The organism is Variovorax sp. 22077 (genome assembly GCF_052044195.1).
Taxonomy (GTDB): domain Bacteria; phylum Pseudomonadota; class Gammaproteobacteria; order Burkholderiales; family Burkholderiaceae_C; genus Variovorax; species Variovorax atrisoli.
Window position 1 is genome coordinate 75,805 of sequence record NZ_JBQEQC010000007.1, and the last position, 16,663, is coordinate 92,467.

At 67.9% G+C, this 16,663-nt stretch carries 18 protein-coding genes; 9 read left to right on the forward strand and 9 right to left on the reverse strand.

The window, feature by feature from the left end; translation table 11 throughout:
• Positions 1-3: 3 nt before the first annotated feature.
• From paaB to ACTJLF_RS12145, 5 genes are read right to left on the reverse strand one after another with little or no spacing between them, the layout of a single operon-like run.
• Positions 4-300 carry a 1,2-phenylacetyl-CoA epoxidase subunit PaaB gene (paaB, locus tag ACTJLF_RS12125; protein WP_440883158.1) on the reverse strand — a complete coding sequence of 99 codons (297 nt, stop codon included), beginning with the start codon at positions 298-300 and terminating at the stop codon, positions 4-6.
• Positions 297-1,310 carry a 1,2-phenylacetyl-CoA epoxidase subunit PaaA gene (paaA, locus tag ACTJLF_RS12130; protein WP_019654317.1) on the reverse strand — a complete coding sequence of 338 codons (1,014 nt, stop codon included), beginning with the start codon at positions 1,308-1,310 and terminating at the stop codon, positions 297-299. Before paaA ends, paaB begins: the two co-directional genes overlap by 4 nt.
• A gap of 38 nt (positions 1,311-1,348) precedes the next feature.
• Positions 1,349-2,659, reverse strand: a complete 1,311-nt coding sequence (gene paaK / locus ACTJLF_RS12135; RefSeq protein ID WP_019654316.1) for a phenylacetate--CoA ligase PaaK — start codon at positions 2,657-2,659, stop codon at positions 1,349-1,351.
• Between the two features lie 14 nt (positions 2,660-2,673).
• Entirely contained in the window at positions 2,674-3,138 is a 465-nt protein-coding gene (paaI, locus tag ACTJLF_RS12140; protein ID WP_126182732.1) for a hydroxyphenylacetyl-CoA thioesterase PaaI, read from the reverse strand.
• A gap of 4 nt (positions 3,139-3,142) precedes the next feature.
• On the reverse strand, positions 3,143-3,946 hold the full coding sequence (locus tag ACTJLF_RS12145; RefSeq protein ID WP_440883159.1) for an enoyl-CoA hydratase-related protein: 804 nt from the start codon (positions 3,944-3,946) through the stop codon (positions 3,143-3,145).
• Positions 3,947-4,108: 162 nt separating this feature from the next.
• Here ACTJLF_RS12145 and ACTJLF_RS12150 point away from each other — a divergent pair, with 162 nt between their 5' ends.
• Both ACTJLF_RS12150 and ACTJLF_RS12155 read left to right on the forward strand, forming a co-directional pair.
• Positions 4,109-4,711 carry a phenylacetic acid degradation protein PaaY gene (locus tag ACTJLF_RS12150; protein WP_019654313.1) on the forward strand — a complete coding sequence of 201 codons (603 nt, stop codon included), beginning with the start codon at positions 4,109-4,111 and terminating at the stop codon, positions 4,709-4,711.
• 73 nt (positions 4,712-4,784) lie between these two features.
• Positions 4,785-5,423, forward strand: a complete 639-nt coding sequence (locus ACTJLF_RS12155) for a TetR/AcrR family transcriptional regulator (protein ID WP_019654312.1) — start codon at positions 4,785-4,787, stop codon at positions 5,421-5,423.
• Here the strand turns inward: ACTJLF_RS12155 and ACTJLF_RS12160 are convergent.
• From ACTJLF_RS12160 to ACTJLF_RS12175, 4 genes are all read right to left on the reverse strand, one after another.
• On the reverse strand, positions 5,407-6,444 hold the full coding sequence (locus ACTJLF_RS12160) for a VWA domain-containing protein (RefSeq protein WP_019654311.1): 1,038 nt from the start codon (positions 6,442-6,444) through the stop codon (positions 5,407-5,409). The two genes, ACTJLF_RS12155 and ACTJLF_RS12160, sit on opposite strands and share 17 nt — an antisense overlap.
• Positions 6,441-7,430, reverse strand: a complete 990-nt coding sequence (locus tag ACTJLF_RS12165; protein ID WP_019654310.1) for a DUF58 domain-containing protein — start codon at positions 7,428-7,430, stop codon at positions 6,441-6,443. Before ACTJLF_RS12165 ends, ACTJLF_RS12160 begins: the two co-directional genes overlap by 4 nt.
• Positions 7,431-7,541: 111 nt before the next feature.
• A complete protein-coding gene (locus tag ACTJLF_RS12170; protein ID WP_019654309.1) occupies positions 7,542-8,561 on the reverse strand; it encodes an AAA family ATPase in 1,020 nt (339 codons plus the stop codon).
• 45 nt (positions 8,562-8,606) lie between these two features.
• Entirely contained in the window at positions 8,607-9,623 is a 1,017-nt protein-coding gene (locus ACTJLF_RS12175; RefSeq protein ID WP_126182734.1) for a S1C family serine protease, read from the reverse strand.
• Between the two features lie 97 nt (positions 9,624-9,720).
• Between ACTJLF_RS12175 and ACTJLF_RS12180 the strand changes: the two genes are divergently transcribed.
• The 7 genes from ACTJLF_RS12180 (at position 9,721) to ACTJLF_RS12210 (ending at position 16,578) form a co-directional block, all read left to right on the forward strand.
• Entirely contained in the window at positions 9,721-10,581 is an 861-nt protein-coding gene (locus ACTJLF_RS12180) for a TatD family hydrolase (protein WP_440883160.1), read from the forward strand.
• A gap of 131 nt (positions 10,582-10,712) precedes the next feature.
• Entirely contained in the window at positions 10,713-11,135 is a 423-nt protein-coding gene (locus ACTJLF_RS12185) for a hypothetical protein (protein ID WP_019654306.1), read from the forward strand.
• A gap of 131 nt (positions 11,136-11,266) precedes the next feature.
• A complete protein-coding gene (locus ACTJLF_RS12190; protein WP_020723048.1) occupies positions 11,267-11,812 on the forward strand; it encodes a DNA-deoxyinosine glycosylase in 546 nt (181 codons plus the stop codon).
• 12 nt (positions 11,813-11,824) lie between these two features.
• Entirely contained in the window at positions 11,825-12,601 is a 777-nt protein-coding gene (locus tag ACTJLF_RS12195; RefSeq protein WP_132796982.1) for a spermidine synthase, read from the forward strand.
• A 20-nt stretch (positions 12,602-12,621) separates the two neighbouring features.
• Positions 12,622-14,418, forward strand: a complete 1,797-nt coding sequence (locus tag ACTJLF_RS12200) for a GspE/PulE family protein (RefSeq protein WP_132796984.1) — start codon at positions 12,622-12,624, stop codon at positions 14,416-14,418.
• 140 nt (positions 14,419-14,558) lie between these two features.
• Positions 14,559-15,047, forward strand: a complete 489-nt coding sequence (locus tag ACTJLF_RS12205) for a tripartite tricarboxylate transporter TctB family protein (protein ID WP_019654302.1) — start codon at positions 14,559-14,561, stop codon at positions 15,045-15,047.
• Positions 15,048-15,066: 19 nt separating this feature from the next.
• The gene (locus ACTJLF_RS12210; protein ID WP_019654301.1) at positions 15,067-16,578 is read left to right on the forward strand and encodes a tripartite tricarboxylate transporter permease; all 1,512 of its coding nucleotides are present in this window, start codon (positions 15,067-15,069) and stop codon (positions 16,576-16,578) included.
• The last annotated feature ends 85 nt before the right edge of the window (positions 16,579-16,663 follow it).

Genomic DNA, 16,663 nt, shown 5'->3' on the forward strand with positions numbered 1-16,663 from the left:
CGCTCACATGTGGTCGACCGACTTGGGCAGGGCATAGAAGGTCGGGTGGCGGTACACCTTGTCTTCGGCCGGATCGAAGTACATGTCCTTCGATCCGGGGTCGCTGGCCACGATCTGGTCGGAGCGCACCACCCAGATGCTGCTGCCTTCCTGTCGGCGGGTGTAGACGTCGCGCGCCATCTGGATCGCCATCTTCGGGTCGGCCGCGTGCAGGCTGCCGCAGTGCTTGTGGTCCAGGCCCGCCTTGCTGCGCACGAACACCTCCCACAGAGGCCATTCCTGTTTCGCTTCGGTGCTCATGCTGCTTCCTTGATCGGTTGATGTTGCTTGTTGGCGTGGGCGAGCGCGGCTTCGCGCACCCATGCGCCGTCTTCCCAGGCGTCGACGCGGGCCTGCAGGCGTTCGCGGTTGCAGGGGCCGTCGCCGCCGATCACGCGCCAGAACTCGCTCCAGTCGATCGCGCCGAAGTCGTGGGACTGGCGCTCCTCGTTCCACTTGAGGTCGGGGTCGGGCAGGGTCACGCCGAGGATGCGCGCCTGCTCCACGGTGGCGTCGACGAACTTCTGGCGCAGCTCGTCGTTGCTGAAGCGCTTGATGCCCCAGCGCATCGACTGCGCGCTGTTGGGCGACTGGTCGTCCGGCGGGCCGAACATCATGATCGAGGGCCACCACCAGCGGTTGACCGCGTCCTGCACCATGGCCTTCTGCGCTTCGGTGCCGTGGGTCATCATGGTCAGCAGCGACTCGTAGCCCTGGCGCTGGTGGAAGCTCTCCTCGCGGCAGATGCGGATCATGGCGCGCGCATAGGGCGCGTACGAGCAGCGGCAGATCGGCACCTGGTTCATGATGGCCGCGCCGTCCACCAGCCAGCCGATGGTGCCCATGTCGGCCCAGGTCAGCGTGGGGTAGTTGAAGATCGAGCTGTACTTGGCCTTGCCGCTGTGCAGCGCCTCGAACATCTGGTCGCGCGAGGTGCCCAGCGTCTCGGCCGCGGCATACAGGTAGAGGCCGTGACCGCCCTCGTCCTGCACCTTGGCCAGCAGGATGGCCTTGCGCTTGAGCGTGGGCGCGCGGCTGATCCAGTTGCCCTCGGGCAGCATGCCGACGATCTCGGAGTGCGCATGCTGGCTGATCTGGCGCACCAGCGTCTTGCGGTAGTGCTCGGGCATCCAGTCCTTCGCCTCGATGAATTCGCCGGCGTCGATCTGCGCGTCGAAGCGTTCCTCGAGGCGCATCTCCTCTGCGGAGCGCACGGCCTTCTTGCCGTCGCCCGCGTCCTTGCCCATGGTGTCCATTGCCTGGGTGTACATGTGCGTGTCCTTTCGGTCGGTGTTGGTAGTGGCTGGTCTCAGCGCGGGCGCGTGTCGATCACGCGGCGCGCCTTGCCGGTCTGGGTGCGTTCCATCTCGTCGGGGCCGTGCACCACCACGCGGGTGGAGATGCCGATGAGCGTCTTCACGCGGTGCTGCAGCCAGTCGCCGATGGCCGTGCGGTCGGCCGAGGTGGCGTCGGCGGGCTTGAGCTCGCAGTGGATCTCGACCTGGTCGAGCTTGTCGGCGCGGCTCACGTGAACCTGGTAGAGGCCCGAGAGCGCCTGGTGCGCGAGCACGATCTCCTCCACCTGCGTGGGAAAGACGTTGACGCCGCGGATGATCATCATGTCGTCGCTGCGCCCGACGATCTTGCCCATGCGGCGGAACGAGCGCGAGGTGGGCGGCAGGAGGCGCGTGAGGTCGCGCGTGCGGTAGCGCACGATCGGCATGGCCTCCTTGCTCAGCGAGGTGAAGACGAGCTCGCCTTCCTCGCCGTCGGCCTTCAGCTCGCCGGTCTCGGGGTCGATGATCTCGGGGTAGAAGTGGTCTTCCCAGATCACGGGGCCGTCCTTGCTCTCCACGCATTCGCTGGCGACGCCCGGGCCCATCACTTCGCTGAGGCCGTAGATGTCGACCGCGTCGATGCCGGCGCGGGCCTCGATGTCGCGGCGCATCGCCTCGGTCCATGGCTCGGCGCCGAAGATGCCGACCTTGAGCGAGCTCTCCTTCGGATCGAGCCCCTGGCGCTCGAACTGCTCGATGATCACCTGCATGTAGCTGGGCGTGACCATGATGATGTTCGGCTTGAAGTCCTGGATGAGCTGCACCTGCTTCTCGGTCTGGCCGCCCGACATGGGGATGACGGTGCAGCCCGCGCGCTCGGCGCCGTAGTGCGCGCCCAGGCCGCCGGTGAAGAGGCCGTAGCCGTACGACACGTGCACCATGTCGCCGGGCCGTCCGCCCGCGGCGCGGATGGAGCGGGCGACGAGGTCGGCCCAGGTGTCGATGTCCTTGAGGGTGTAGCCCACCACGGTCGGCTTGCCGGTGGTGCCCGACGATGCATGGATGCGCGCCACCTTCTCGCGCGGCACGGCGAACATGCCGAAGGGGTAGTTGTCGCGCAGGTCGCTCTTCACCGTGAACGGGAACTTCGACAGGTCGGCCAGCGACTTGAGGTCGTCCGGGTGCACCCCCTTGGCGTCGAAGGCCTTGCGGTAGTGCGGCACGTTCTCGTAGGCGCGCTGCAGCGTGGCGCGCAGGCGTGCGAGCTGCAGCGCGGCGATCTCGTCGCGGCTGGCGGTTTCGATGGGATCGAGCTCGCCGGGGGCGGGGCGCTTGACTGTCATGGTGTGTTGTCTCCTCAGGCGGCTGCAGCGGCAGGCGGAACGGCCGGGCGGCCCTTGGCGGTGTAGGAGCGGCCGCGGAAGATCGCGATGCGCTCGCCGCGCTGGTTGGTGATTTCGGTGTCGTACACGCCGGTGCGGCCGGCCTTCGACACCTCGTGGCAGCGCGCGGTGAGCACGTCGCCTTCACGCGCTGGCGCGATGAAGTCGATGGCGAAGCCCGAGGCCACGGTCAGCTCGTCGTACGAGTTGCAGGCGAAGGCGAAGGTGGAGTCGGCCAGCGTGGCCATGAAGCCGCCGTGGCAGATCGCGTGGCCGTTGAGCATGTCGGGGCGCACGCGCATCTCGATGGTGGCCTGGCCGGGGCCGACCTCCACGATGCGCATGCCCAGGCCCTTGCTGGCGTTGTCGTTGGCGAACATGCCGTCGCGGACGTATTCGGCCGTCTGCTGGGGCGTGCGTTGCTGGTTGTTGTCGGTCATGGCTTCAGCGGTCCTTGAAGACGGGTGCGCGCTTGGCGCGGAAGGCCTCGACGCCTTCGCGGTAGTCGTCGGCACTGCCCATCTCGCGCTGGATGCGGGCTTCCTCGGCCAGGGCCGCGCCCAGGTCCATGTGCTGCGCGGCGGCCATGGCCTCGCGTGTGGCGACCAGGGCGCGCGTGGGCATGCCGGCAAGCTTCGATGCGAGTGCGGCCACCGTTTCGGCGAGCGCTGCGTCGTCCACGCACTGCCAGATCAGGCCGATGCGCGCGGCTTCCTCGGCGGGCAGCTTGTCGCCCAGCATCGCGATGCCCAGCGCGCGCGCCGAACCGACCAGGCGCGGCAGCAGCCAGGTGCCGCCGGTGTCGGGCACGAGGCCGATCTTGGTGAAGGCCTGGATGAAGCTGGCCGAGCGCGCGGCCACCACGAGGTCGCAGCACAGCGCGAGGTTCGCGCCCGCGCCGGCGGCCACGCCGTTGACGGCAGCGATCACCGGCACCGGCATCGAGCGCAGGCGTGCGACCAGGGGTGCGTAGTAGGTAGAGATGACGTGGCCCAGGTCCTTGGGCGCGGCGCCGGGCGTCGGGTCGGGTGCGACCGACGGGTCGGCCAGGTCCTGACCCGCGCAGAAGGCGCGGCCGGCACCCGTGAGCACCACGCAGCGCACGCTCGCGTCGTTCGCCGCGGCTTCCAGCTCCGCCATCAGCGCTTCATGCAGTTGGGTCGTGAAGCTGTTGAGGGCAGCCGGCCGGTTGAGGCTCAGCGTGCGGACGGCGCCGGCGTTGCTGGTGAGTACCAAAGGCTCAGTCATCGCTTGTCTCTTTCATCCTTTGTGGGTACGGGCCGGCGTGCAAACACTATTGACCGACCGTTCGGTTGATTTTAGGATCGACCCGGACAACGGCACAAGCAGGGTTGATTCAGGGCAAACCCTGATACCCGCGACAAGCCAGGCAAGAAGGAGACAGAGCGAATGCCCAGCTATTCCATCGACGGCGTGATCCCGGTCGTCGACCCGAGCGCCTACGTGCATCCCACGGCCGTGCTGATCGGCGACGTGATCGTCGGCCCCCGCTGCTACGTGGGCCCCTGCGCCAGCCTGCGCGGCGACTTCGGCCGCATCGTGCTGGAGGAGGGCTCCAACGTGCAGGACCACTGCTGCATCCACGGCTTCCCGGACAACGACACCGTGGTGGAGGTCAACGGCCACATCGGCCACGGGGCGATCCTGCACAGCTGCATCGTGCGGCGCGACGCGCTGGTGGGCATGAACGCGGTGGTGATGGACGAGGCCGAGATCGGCGAGAAGGCCATCGTCGCGGCCTGCGCCTTCGTGCCTGCGGGCATGAAGGTGCCGGCGCGCTCGTTGGCCGCGGGCATTCCCGCGAAGGTGAAGCGCGAGCTGAGCGACGACGAGATCGCCTGGAAGCTCGAAGGCACCCATACCTACCAGGCGCTCACGGTGCGCAGCCTCGCGAGCCTGCGCGAGGTGGAGCCGCTTTCCAGCGTGGAGAAGGACCGCCCGAGCCTGCCGGCCACCGACGTGCGTTCGCTCATCGCGACGAAGCGCGGCTGAACCCCGTCGAGCTTCGGGCAAGATCGCGCGTTGCCTTCAATCCAAACAACGAAGAACCGAGGAACACGAACCGATGCCGCGTGGAAGATCCGCCACCTACGAGGACCAGCGTGAATTCATCCTCGCGCAGGCCGCCCAGCTGTTCGCGCGCAGCGGCTATCCCGCCACCTCGATGAACCAGGTGGCCGAGGCCTGCGGCCTCTCGAAGGCCACGCTCTACCACTACTACAAGGACAAGAGCAGCCTGCTCATCAGCATCGCGGAGACGCACGTGTCGAAGCTCGCCGCGCTGGTGGCCGAGGAGGAAGCCTCGACGCACACCGACGAGGAGCGCCTGCGCCGCTTCATCTACCGCATCGTCGAGGAGTACGCGGGCGCGCAGGACGCGCACCGCGTGCTGACCGACGACGTGCGCTTTCTCGAAGAGGCCGACCGCGAGCGCGTGCTCGACAAGGAGCGCGAGGTGGTCGCAGGCTTCGCGCGCGCGGTGTCGGCCCTGCGCCCCGGCGCGCCCAGCGACGACCTCGCCAAGCCGCTGACCATGCTGCTCTTCGGCATGATCAACTGGATGTTCACCTGGATGAAGCCAGACGGCCGGCTCGACCACGCGGCCATCGCGCCGATCGTGGCCGACCTGTTCCTGGGCGGCATTGGGGCGGTGAAGTCGCCCGAGCCCCGGACAGCCCCGCGCGGCGCTAGAGAATCCGGTTGAACCAGAGCAGCGAGAGCCCGGCCGACAGCAGCGTCAGCACCGCGGCGCCCAGCGCGAAGAGCGCGGAGATCTCGGTTTCCTTCTTCTCAACCGTGAGCTTGGTGCTCAGCGTCTCGTAGACCTTCTTCAGGTCGTTGGCGGTGCCTGCGTAGAAGTATTCGGCGTTGGTCTTGTTGGCGATGGCCTTGAGCGTGTCCTCGTCGAGGCGCACGCGCATCGACCAGCCCTCGAAGCCGATGGTCTCGCCGTCGACCGTGCCCACGCCCACCGTGTAGATGCGAACGCCGCGGTCGGCGGCGGCCTTGGCCGCGTCCAGCGGATCGACGCCGGTGGTGCGCTGGCCGTCGGTCAGCATGATGATCGCGGCCGAGGTGAAGGAGCCGGGCGCCACGGGCGTGAAGTCCTTGAGCTTCTTCTCGTTCTGGTCGATGGCCGCACCGCGCTGGCGGCTGGGCGAGCTGAACTGCTCGACGTCGATGCCCGCGTCGGGGAACAGCGTGGCCAGCGACACCACGATGGCGTTGCCGGTGGCGGTGGCGCGCTGCAGCTGGAAGCTGTCGATGGCGGTCACCAGGTCTTCATGGTTGGTGGTGGGCAGCTGCGCCACCTGCGCGCTGCCGGCGAAGGCGACGATGCCCACCTTCACGCTGCGCGGCAGGTCCTTGATGAAGCTCTTGGCCGCCTCTTGCGCCGCGACCAGCCTGTTGGGCTGAACGTCGGCCGCGCGCATGCTGCCCGAGACGTCCATCGCCAGGATGATGGTCTGCTGGTTCGAAGGCAGGACCACCACCGCCATCGGCCGCGCCGCGGCCACCAGCATCGCGGCCATGGCCAGCAGGAAGAGCAGGGGCGGCAGGTGCCGGCGAATGCTCTGCCCGGCGCCCATGGCCTCGCGCACGATCGACAGGCTGGCGTAGCGCACCGCGAGCTTCTTCTTGCGGCGCAGCAGCCACACGTAGAGCAGCACCAGCAGCGGCAGCGCCGCCAGCAGCCAGAGGAATTGGGGCCAGAGAAAAGTCATGCTGCCACCGCCTTCATGCCAGCCTGGCCGATGCGCGCGCGGCGCTTGCGCAGCTCGGCGAAACGGACGATCGCTTCCACCAGATCGTCGTTGGTCGAGAGTTCGAGCGCGTCGACGCCGGCCCGGGCCAGCGCCTCGCGCAATGCGGTCTCGCGCTCGGCCGCCAGCCGGGCGAAGCGCTTGCGGAAACCCGCGTCATGGGTGTCGACCCACAGCTGTTCACCGGTCTCGGCATCGCGCAGCGGCACCAGGCCCAGGTCGGGCAGCTCCAGCTCGAGCGGATCGAACAGGCGCACCGCGACCACCTCGTGGCGCTGCACCAGCTGGCCCAGCGGGCGCTCCCAGCCGGGTTCGCTGAGGAAGTCGGACACCACGAACACCGTCGAGCGCCGGGGCATCAGCGTGGCGGCCGACTTGAGCAGGTCGGCCAGCCGCGTCATGCCCTTCTGCGTGGGCGCGGCCTCGGCCCTGGTGGCGCGTTTTTCCATCGCGTGCAGCAGGTGCAGCACGTGGCGCCGGCCGCTGCGCGGCGGAATCACGGCTTCGAGATCGCTGCCGTACACCAGCGCGCCCACCCGGTTGCCGTGCCGCGTGAGCAGCCGCGCCAGCACGCCGACGAAGCCTGCCGAAATCTCGCGCTTGGCCTTCAGGCCCGAGCCGAAGTCGACCGAGCGGCTGAGGTCGAGCACGAACCACGCGGCCATCTCGCGATCTTCGGTGAACACGCGCACGTGCGGAACCTGCAGCCGCGCCGTGACGTTCCAGTCGATGTGGCGTACGTCGTCCTGGTGCTGGTATTCGCGCAGGTCGGCCAGGTCGAGGCCGGTGCCGCGCATCAGCGTGCGGTAGTCGCCCTGCAGCAGCCCGTCGAGCCGGCGTATCACGGTCCACTCGAGCCGGCGCAGCGCACGTTCCGCCCCGCCGGCCTCGATGGCGAGCCGGTCGTCGTTCGCGGCCGCGGGGGCCTTGCGCCACCAGCTTTTCATGCGATTCCAGGGAACGCCGCGGAACCGGCCTTGCCGGGCCGCAGGTGTCGACCCCTGCAAGAGGGTTGGCGAAGCGCCACGAAGTGCGCGAAGACCGGGGCTGCGCTCATGTCAGGCCACCAGCTTTTCATGTTCGAGCGGCTTGGGAGGAGCAGGGACCGCGCGCATGATCTTCTCGACCAGGCTGTCGGGCGTCAGCCCTTCGGACAGCCCCTCGTAGGAAAGCGTGACGCGGTGGCGCAGCACGTCGGGCACCAGCGCGGTCATGTCTTCAGGCAGCGCGTAGCTGCGTCCGCGCAGCAGGGCCAGGGCGCGCGCGCCTTCGGTCAGGCTGATGCTGGCGCGCGGGCTGGCGCCGAAGGTGATGAACCGGCGCAGGTCCTTGAGCCCATGTTTCTCGGGCGTGCGCGTGGCCGACACCAGCTTCACCGCGTACTGGATGAGCGAAGGGTCGACATACACGCGCCGGGCCTCGGCCTGCAGCGCGGCGAGCTGCTCGGTGGTGGCGACCGGCGTGGCGCTGACGGGCGCACCGATCACGCGCTGCACGATGACGAACTCTTCCTCGTCGGTGGGATAGTCGACCAGCACCTTCATCATGAAGCGGTCGACCTGCGCCTCGGGCAGCGGGTAGGTGCCCTCGGTCTCGATGGGGTTCTGCGTGGCCATCACGAGGAAGGGGCGGGGCACCTTGTGCGTCTCGCCGGCGATGGTGACCTGGCGCTCCTGCATCACCTCGAGCAGCGCGCTCTGCACCTTGGCCGGCGCGCGGTTGATTTCGTCGGCCAGCAGCAGGTTGGCGAACACCGGGCCCAGCGAGGTGCTGAAGTCGCCCGTCTTCTGGTTGTAGATGCGCGTGCCCACCAGGTCGGCCGGCACGAGGTCGGGCGTGAACTGGATGCGCTTGAACTGGCCGCGCACGGTGTCGGCCAGCGTCTTCACCGTGAGCGTCTTCGCCAGCCCCGGCACGCCTTCGACCAGCAGGTGCCCGCCCGCGAGCATGGCGACCATCACGCGCTCCAGGAAGCGGTCCTGGCCGACCACCACGCGCTTCACCTCATAAAGGATCTGCTCCATCAGTTCGGCCGTGCCGGCGGGCGTGGGGGCTGCGGTGGTCTCTGCTGTGCTCATGCGATGGGCTTTCGAGAGGAAGGGAAGAGAAGAAGATCGGGAGCGTCAGAACGGCGGCGAACCTGCGGCCGAGGCCGCGTTCTCGATGGGCACCGCGAAGCCGATGCCGATGAAGGTGCGCTGCTGCGTCGGGTTGAGGATGGCGGTGACGATGCCGAGCACCTCGCCGTCCATGTTGATGAGCGGCCCGCCGGAGTTGCCGGGGTTGGCCGCCGCGTCGAACTGGATCAGGTTGCCCAGTTCCTGCTTGCCCTCGGGCGAGCGGAACGAGCGCTTCAGGCCCGACACCACGCCGGCGGAGACGGACGGCCCGATGCCGAACGGAAAGCCCACCGCCGCCACCTGGTCGCCGGGGCGCAGGTCGGCCGTGGAGCGCATGGTGGCGGGGATCAGGTCGTCGGGAATCTTCTGCGCCTGCAGCACCGCGAGGTCGTTCTCGGGCTGCACGCCGGTGATGGTGGCTGGAGCCTCCAGGCCATCGAAGAAGGTCACCTTGATCTTGTCGGCGCCCGCGACCACGTGCAGGTTGGTGAGGATCACGCCCTTGTCGACGATCACCACGCCCGTGCCCACGCCGCGTTCGACCTCGCCCGGTCCGGCGCCGTCGTTGGGTGCCTCGGGCGGCTTGCCCTTGGCCATGTTGCGGCCGCGCTTCTGGATCTTGGCCTCGGGCGTGTTCTTCTCTTCGCCGTAGCTCACCACCCGCACCACCGAGGGCCGGATGATGTCGGCCGCCTTGGCCGCGGGAGAGGGCAGGGTGTTGGTCTGCAGCGTGCGCAGCACGGCCGCGTCGATGTCTTTCTGCGTGAGAACCCTGGCGCCGGGGCGGGGCGCCCACAGCACGGCACCGGTGACCAGCGCGGCCGAGAGCACGATCAGCAGCGCGAAGCTGCGGCGGCCGGGCTGCCAGCCTGGTTTCTTGACGGGAGTGCCGGGAGGTACGGAGCCCGCGCCGACCGTGGCCGCTTCGGGCGAGGCCGGCGCATCCGCCCGTTCGGCCGCCTCGTCTGCGGCCGGTGGCTGCGTGCGGGGCGAACGGCTGTAGAAAGCGGGCCTGCGCATCGGAGTACCTCCGGCTTAAAAAATCGCAATCGCGTGTAGAGGAGTTCACAGTAGCACGCTTTCCGCGCCGGCGCATCCCATCGGGCATCATCGAGCGATGGCTACCTTCATCGATACTCACTGTCATCTGGACGCGCCCGAATTCGGTGCGGAGATGCCGGTGCTGCGCGCCCGCGCCGCCGAGCGCGGGGTCGCGATGTGCGTGATCCCGGCGGTGGCCGTCTCCAACTTCGCCACGGTGCGCGAGCTGGCCCATGTGCAGGGCGATGCCTATGCGCTGGGCATCCACCCGCTGTGCACCGGCGAGGCGAAGGACGAAGACCTGGAAGCCCTAGACGCCGAACTGGCCGCCCGACGCGACGACCCGAGGCTGGTGGCGGTCGGCGAGATCGGCCTGGACTACTTCGTGGAAGGGCTCGACGGCGAAAAGCAGGAGCGGTTCTTTCACACTCAGTTGCAATTGGCACGCAGGCACGGGTTACCCGTGCTCATCCACGTGCGGCGCTCGGTCGACAAGGTGCTCAAGCATCTGAGGCAGACGGCGGCCGGAAAGCCGTGGCAGGGCATCGCCCATGCCTTCAACGGCAGCGAGCAGCAGGCCGGCGCGTGCATCGAGCTCGGGCTGAAGCTCGGCTTCGGCGGTGCCGTGACTTTCGAGCGCGCCCTGCAGCTGCGGCGGCTGGCGTTGACGCTGCCGCTGGAGTCGATCGTGATGGAAACCGACGCGCCCGACATCCAGCCGCACTGGATCTACCGCACGCAGGCCCAGCGCGACGCCGGCGAGCCGCAGGGCCGCAACGAGCCGGCGCAGCTGCCGCGCATCGCCGAAGTGGTGGCCGGGCTGCGGGGCATCGGCATCGATGCGCTGGCCGAAGCGACCACTCGCAATGCGGTTCAGGCGCTGCCGAAGCTCCAAAGTCTGCTGTCCGCGTCGGATGGGCGGATATCCCCCGCGTAGGCGGATTTCCCGAGTTGCATCCGGGCGTGTCATCGGGCCCCTTTTGCTGTCATCCTTGAAGTTCGAAGTGGCGTTGGGTGTGCAGTGGCGCATCCGTCACTCCAATATTTCACTCAAAAAGGAGCCTTTCCATGACCAAGTCCTTTGTTCGTACCGTTCCCGTCGTCATCGCCCTGGCGCTGGCATCCATCGGCGTGTCGGCCGTCGCGCAGACCGCCGCCACCACCACCGAGCCGACCACCACCGAGAAGGTGAAGGAAGCCGGCAAGGACGCGGTGAACGCCACCGAGCGCGGCGCGGAAAAGGCCTGGGACGCGACCAAGAGCACCACCAAGAAGGCCGTGAACGCCACCGAGCGCGGCACCAAGAAGGCCTGGAACGCGACCAAGCGCACCACCAAGAAGGCAACCAACGCCACCAAGACCGCAGCCGCGAAGACCGGTGACGCCGTCGAGAACGCCGGCCACAAGACGGCCGACGGCATGCGTTCCACCGGCAAGGCCATCGGCGAGAAGATCCCGGGCACGGCCGAGAACGAAGCCGCCAAGAAGTAAGTAAAAGAGAGGAACTCGGGCCGCTCCCGGACCTGTTCCAGGACGCTTGCGTCCCCCGCGAAAAACCCGCTTCGGCGGGTTTTTTCGTTACTCGCCCTGGCCTGCGCGCGACGGTGGCACGATTGCCGCCCATGAAGAAGGAATCCGTCTTGCCCTCGAACGGCGCTGTCGAGCCCGGCCTGGTGCTCACGGGACTTGCGCCCGTCGTGTCGCCGGCCACCGTCGTGCTGATCCTCGGCAGCTTCCCGGGAGTGAAGTCGCTCGAGCGGCAGCAGTACTATGCACACCCCCAAAACCAGTTCTGGAAGATCCTGCAAGCCGTGTGGCCCGACATTCCCCTTCCCTCGGGCGCCGACAGCTACGCGCAGCGCTGCCGCTGGCTGCTCGAACGCGGCCTGGGCGTGTGGGACGTGTATGCCTCCTGCGAGCGTGAGGGCAGCCTCGACTCGGCCATCCGTGCGCCGGTGGCGAACGACATCGCCGGTCTGCACCTGCCGAAGCTCGCGGCCATCGCGCACAACGGCGGCGAGAGCTTCAAGCATGCGCGCCACACCCGCACGCTGGGCGTGCCGGTCTACCAGCTGCCTTCCACCAGCCCCGCCAACGCGTCGTGGAGCTTCGAGCGCAAGCTCGCGGCCTGGCGCGAGGTGATGGCCGCCCACAAACTAGTCGCCTGAGCTGCAGCATCGATGGCATCGAGCAAAACTCCCGTCTCCCTTCCTGAAGTCAATTTCTCCGACTGGGGCCCCATCCGCTACCTGCACCTCGGCACCGAATGGGTCCAGGGCTCGATGAAGCTCGATGCGCCCTTCGAGATCGAACTCGAGTACGTGCAGCGCATGATGGCCTGGCTGCTCTTCGCCGACCCCAAGACCGTGGCCAGCCGCCATGCCATGCAGCTCGGCCTGGGCGCGGCCACGCTCACCAAGTTCAGCCGCAAGATCCTGCGCATGCGCACCACCGCGATCGAGCTCAACCCGCAGGTGGTGGCGGCCTGCCGCGGCTGGTTCAAGCTGCCGCCGGACGATCCGAAGCTGCGCGTGGTGATCGCCGATGCCGCAGCCGAGATCCGCAAGCCCGAATGGCAGGGCACCGTCGACGCGCTGCAGGTCGACCTGTACGACCACGAGGCCGCGGCGCCCGTGCTCGACAGCGAAGACTTCTACGCCGACTGCCGCGCGCTGCTCACCGAGGACGGCTGCATGACGGTCAATCTCTTCGGCCGCTCGTCGAGCTACGAGCGCAGCCTCGAGAAGATCTGCGCCGCCTTCGACGCCGACGCCGTCTGGGCCTTCAAGCCGACGCGCGAAGGCAACACGGTGGTGCTCGCGCAGCGCACCCCGAGCCGCCCGAAGCGCGAGGCGCTTGCCGAGCGCGCCCAAACGATCCAGACTCGCTGGGGCTTGCCCGCACCGAAATGGCTCCGGGTCTTCAAGCCGCTGAATCCGACACTCACCCGAACCTGAACCCGACCGACACACGGAACATGAGCGCTGTACCCGCTGCTTCCGCCCCCGCTGCGCTGGCCGCGCGCCACGAAGGCCCGCTCGACCTGCGCCGCCTGATCGAATGGCTTGCCGCCGATGGCGTGATCTCCCCTGTGGAGGCCAAGCGCACCATCGCCCGCTGCGCGCAGGCCGAGAGCCGACAGGCCCCGCTGGTGCGCCTGGCCAACGTCGCCATGACCCGCGAGAGCGACAACAAGCCGCTCGACCTCGAGATGCTCACGCAGTGGCTCGCGGGCCGCGCGGGCCTTTCCTATCTGCGCATCGATCCGCTCAAGGTCGACGTGGGCAAGGTGGCCGACACCATGAGCGCGGCCTATGCCGAGCGCCACAAGGTGCTGCCGGTGCAGGTGCTGCCCAACGAGGTGGTTGTGGCCACGGCCGAGCCCTTCCTCACCGACTGGATCGCCGAGGTCGAGCGCCAGGCTCGCCGTTCGGTGCGGCGCGTGGTGGCCAACCCGGCCGACATCCAGCGCTACACGGCCGAGTTCTTCGCGCTCGCGAAATCGGTGCGCGCCGCGCAGAAGGCCGGCGGCAGCACCAGCACCACGAGCTTCGAGCAGCTGGTGGAGCTCGGCAAGAGCAACAAGCAGCTCGACGCCAACGACCAGAGCGTGGTGCAGGTGGTCGACTGGCTGTGGCAGTACGCCTTCGACCAGCGCGCGAGCGACATCCACCTGGAGCCGCGACGCGAGCAGGGCGTGATCCGCTTCCGCATCGACGGCATCCTGCACCCGGCCTACCAGATGCCCATGGGCGTGATGAACGCGATGGTCGCTCGCATCAAGCTGCTGGGCCGCATGGACGTGGTCGAGAAGCGCCGCCCGCTCGACGGCCGCATCAAGACCCGCAACATGCGCGGCGAAGAGATCGAGATGCGCCTGTCGACGCTGCCCACCGCCTTCGGCGAGAAGATGGTGATGCGCATCTTCGACCCCGACACCGCGGTGAAGGACCTCGACGCGCTGGGTTTCGCGCAGCACGACGCGCAGCGCTGGGAGCAGCTGGTCACGCGGCCCAACGGCATCATCCTCGTCACCGGGCCCACGGGTTCGGGCAAGACCACCACGCTGTACTCCACGCTCAAGCGCGTGGCGACCGAGGAGGTCAACGTGAGCACGGTGGAGGACCCGATCGAGATGATCGAGCCCTCCTTCAACCAGACGCAGGTGCAGCCGCAGCTCGACTTCGGCTTCACCGAGGGACTGCGCGCGCTGATGCGGCAGGACCCGGACATCATCATGGTCGGCGAGATCCGCGACCTCGCCACCGCCGAGATGGCGGTGCAGGCCGCGCTCACCGGCCACCTGGTGTTCAGCACGCTGCACACCAACGACGCACCCAGCGCGATTACCCGGCTGATGGAGCTGGGCGTGCCCTCGTACCTCATCAACGCGGTGATGCTGGGCGTGCTCGCGCAGCGCCTCGTGCGCACGCTGTGCCCCAACTGCAAGCAGCCTGACGACACGGTCACTCGCGAGAAGCTCGAGGCCATCGTCAAGCCCTGGCAGATCACCGGCTCGGTGCGCGCCTACAAGCCGGTGGGCTGCGTCGACTGCCGCATGACCGGCTACATGGGCCGCATGGGGCTCTACGAGCTGCTGAGCGTCAGCGAGCCGTTCAAGGGCCAGGTCACCAAGGAGCCCAACCTCGCCGGGCTGCGCCGCCAGGCCGTGATCGACGGCATGCGGCCGCTGCGGCTGGCCGGCGCGCTGCGCGTGGCCGAGGGCGTGACCACCATCGAAGAGGTGCTGAGCGCCACGCCCCCGCTGGAGTGATCCGCGCCGCGCCCCAGCCATCCCGGGGGCGGTGATCGTTCCCGGGTTATCCCTAAGACTTTGGTTAGTGGAATCCACATCGGGCTGACCGGAAGCTGACTCGACAATCCCGCATCGAAATTTGTTCGAGGAGACTGTTCGTGAAGATCAAGAGTCAGAAAGACTTTTTCTCGGGTCTGATGTTCACGGTGGTGGGTGTGGCGTTCGCATGGGGCGCCACCACCTACACCGTGGGCACCGGCGCCCGTATGGGACCGGGTTACTTCCCGTTGATGCTCGGCATCCTGATGGCCCTCATCGGCCTCGGGATCATGTTCACCGGCCTCAGCGTCGAGACCACCGACGGCGAGAAGATCGGCAAGTGGGCCTGGAAGCAGGTGGTGTTCATCCTTGGCGCCAACCTTGCCTTCGGCGTCCTGCTCGGCGGCCTGCCGAGCATCGGGGTTCCGGCCATGGGCATGATCATCGCCATCTACGCGCTGGTGATCATCTCCAGCCTCGCGGGCCACGAGTTCAAGCTGCCCAGCGTGCTGATCCTGGCCACCGTGCTGGCCGTCGGCAGCTACGTCGCGTTCATCTGGGCGCTCAAGCTCCAGATCCAGGTCTGGCCGACCTTCATCACCGGTTGAGACGAAAGCCGATACCACCATGGACCTGATCCACAACCTTTCCGTCGGTTTTGGCGTCGCCTTTACCTTCACCAACCTGCTGTACTGCCTGATCGGCTGCATCCTGGGCACGCTGATCGGCGTGCTGCCGGGCATCGGCCCGGTTGCAACCATCGCGATGCTGCTGCCGGCAACGTACGCGCTGCCGCCGGTTTCGGCGCTGATCATGCTGGCCGGTATCTACTACGGCGCGCAATACGGCGGCTCGACCACCGCGATCCTTGTGAACCTCCCCGGTGAGTCTTCATCGGTGGTGACAGTGATCGACGGCTACCAGATGGCGCGCAAGGGCCGTGCGGGCCCGGCGCTCGCCGCCGCCGGCCTGGGCTCGTTCTTCGCGGGCTGCGTCGGTACGCTGATCCTGGCTGCCTTCGCGCCGCCGCTGACCGAGCTGGCCTTCAAGTTCGGCCCGGCCGAGTACTTCTCGCTGATGATCCTGGGCCTGATCGGCGCCGTGGTGCTGGCCTCCGGCTCGCTGCTGAAGGCCATCGCGATGATCGTGCTGGGCCTGCTGATGGGCCTGGTCGGTACCGACGTGAACTCGGGCGTCGCCCGCTACAGCTTCGACATCCCTGAACTGACCGACGGCATCGGCTTCGTGGCCATCGCCATGGGCGTGTTCGGCTACGGCGAAATCATCGCGAACCTCTCGCGTCCCGACGACGAGCGCGAAGTGTTCACCGCCAAGGTTTCGGGCCTGTTCCCGACCAAGGAAGACTTCAAGCGCATGACGCCCGCCGTTCTCCGCGGCACGGCGCTGGGTTCCGCACTGGGCATCCTGCCCGGCGGTGGTGCGCTGCTGGCCGCCTTCGCTGCCTACACGATCGAGAAGAAGACTAAGCTGAAGCCGGGCGAAGTGCCTTTCGGCAAGGGCAACATCCGCGGCGTGGCGGCTCCCGAGTCGGCCAACAACGCCGGTGCGCAGACCTCCTTCATCCCGCTGCTGACGCTGGGCATCCCGCCCAACGCGGTGATGGCGCTGATGGTGGGTGCGATGACCATCCACAACATCCAGCCGGGCCCGCAGGTGATGACCAGCAACCCCGAGCTGTTCTGGGGCCTGATCGCCTCGATGTGGCTGGGCAACGCGATGCTCATCATCCTGAACCTGCCGCTGATCGGCATGTGGATCAAGCTGCTGTCGGTGCCCTACAAGTACCTGTTCCCGGCCATCGTGCTGTTCTGCGCGATCGGGGTGTACTCGACCAACAACAACACCTTCGACATCTGGATGGTGGGCATCTTCGGTCTGGTGGGCTATACCTTCTTCAAGCTGGGTTGCGAGCCTGCACCGCTGCTGCTGGGCTTCATCCTGGGCCCGATGATGGAAGAGAACCTGCGCCGCTCGCTGCTCCTGTCGCGCGGCGACTGGAGCGTGTTCGTCACGCGCCCGATCTCGGCAAGCCTGCTGGCCGCGGCAGCCCTGCTGCTGATCATCGTCCTGCTGCCGGCCGTGAAGTCCAAGCGCGAAGAGGCCTTCGTCGAGGACTGATCCCTCACGCCCTGCACAACGGCGCCTTCGGGCGCCGTTTTTGTTTGGGGGTGAGGGGGCGGGCTGCCGGACGCAGGGGGCGCGA

Excerpts from the sequence above, each read along its gene's own strand:
- paaB (WP_440883158.1), bottom strand. The coding sequence starts at position 300 with ATGAGCACCGAAGCGAAACAGGAATGGCCTCTGTGGGAGGTGTTCGTG.
- paaA (WP_019654317.1), bottom strand. The coding sequence starts at position 1,310 with ATGTACACCCAGGCAATGGACACCATGGGCAAGGACGCGGGCGACGGC.
- paaK (WP_019654316.1), bottom strand. The coding sequence starts at position 2,659 with ATGACAGTCAAGCGCCCCGCCCCCGGCGAGCTCGATCCCATCGAAACC.
- paaI (WP_126182732.1), bottom strand. The coding sequence starts at position 3,138 with ATGACCGACAACAACCAGCAACGCACGCCCCAGCAGACGGCCGAATAC.
- ACTJLF_RS12145 (WP_440883159.1), bottom strand. The coding sequence starts at position 3,946 with ATGACTGAGCCTTTGGTACTCACCAGCAACGCCGGCGCCGTCCGCACG.
- ACTJLF_RS12150 (WP_019654313.1), top strand. The coding sequence starts at position 4,109 with ATGCCCAGCTATTCCATCGACGGCGTGATCCCGGTCGTCGACCCGAGC.
- ACTJLF_RS12155 (WP_019654312.1), top strand. The coding sequence starts at position 4,785 with ATGCCGCGTGGAAGATCCGCCACCTACGAGGACCAGCGTGAATTCATC.
- ACTJLF_RS12160 (WP_019654311.1), bottom strand. The coding sequence starts at position 6,444 with ATGACTTTTCTCTGGCCCCAATTCCTCTGGCTGCTGGCGGCGCTGCCG.
- ACTJLF_RS12165 (WP_019654310.1), bottom strand. The coding sequence starts at position 7,430 with ATGAAAAGCTGGTGGCGCAAGGCCCCCGCGGCCGCGAACGACGACCGG.
- ACTJLF_RS12170 (WP_019654309.1), bottom strand. The coding sequence starts at position 8,561 with ATGAGCACAGCAGAGACCACCGCAGCCCCCACGCCCGCCGGCACGGCC.
- ACTJLF_RS12175 (WP_126182734.1), bottom strand. The coding sequence starts at position 9,623 with ATGCGCAGGCCCGCTTTCTACAGCCGTTCGCCCCGCACGCAGCCACCG.
- ACTJLF_RS12180 (WP_440883160.1), top strand. The coding sequence starts at position 9,721 with ATGGCTACCTTCATCGATACTCACTGTCATCTGGACGCGCCCGAATTC.
- ACTJLF_RS12185 (WP_019654306.1), top strand. The coding sequence starts at position 10,713 with ATGACCAAGTCCTTTGTTCGTACCGTTCCCGTCGTCATCGCCCTGGCG.
- ACTJLF_RS12190 (WP_020723048.1), top strand. The coding sequence starts at position 11,267 with ATGAAGAAGGAATCCGTCTTGCCCTCGAACGGCGCTGTCGAGCCCGGC.
- ACTJLF_RS12195 (WP_132796982.1), top strand. The coding sequence starts at position 11,825 with ATGGCATCGAGCAAAACTCCCGTCTCCCTTCCTGAAGTCAATTTCTCC.
- ACTJLF_RS12200 (WP_132796984.1), top strand. The coding sequence starts at position 12,622 with ATGAGCGCTGTACCCGCTGCTTCCGCCCCCGCTGCGCTGGCCGCGCGC.
- ACTJLF_RS12210 (WP_019654301.1), top strand. The coding sequence starts at position 15,067 with ATGGACCTGATCCACAACCTTTCCGTCGGTTTTGGCGTCGCCTTTACC.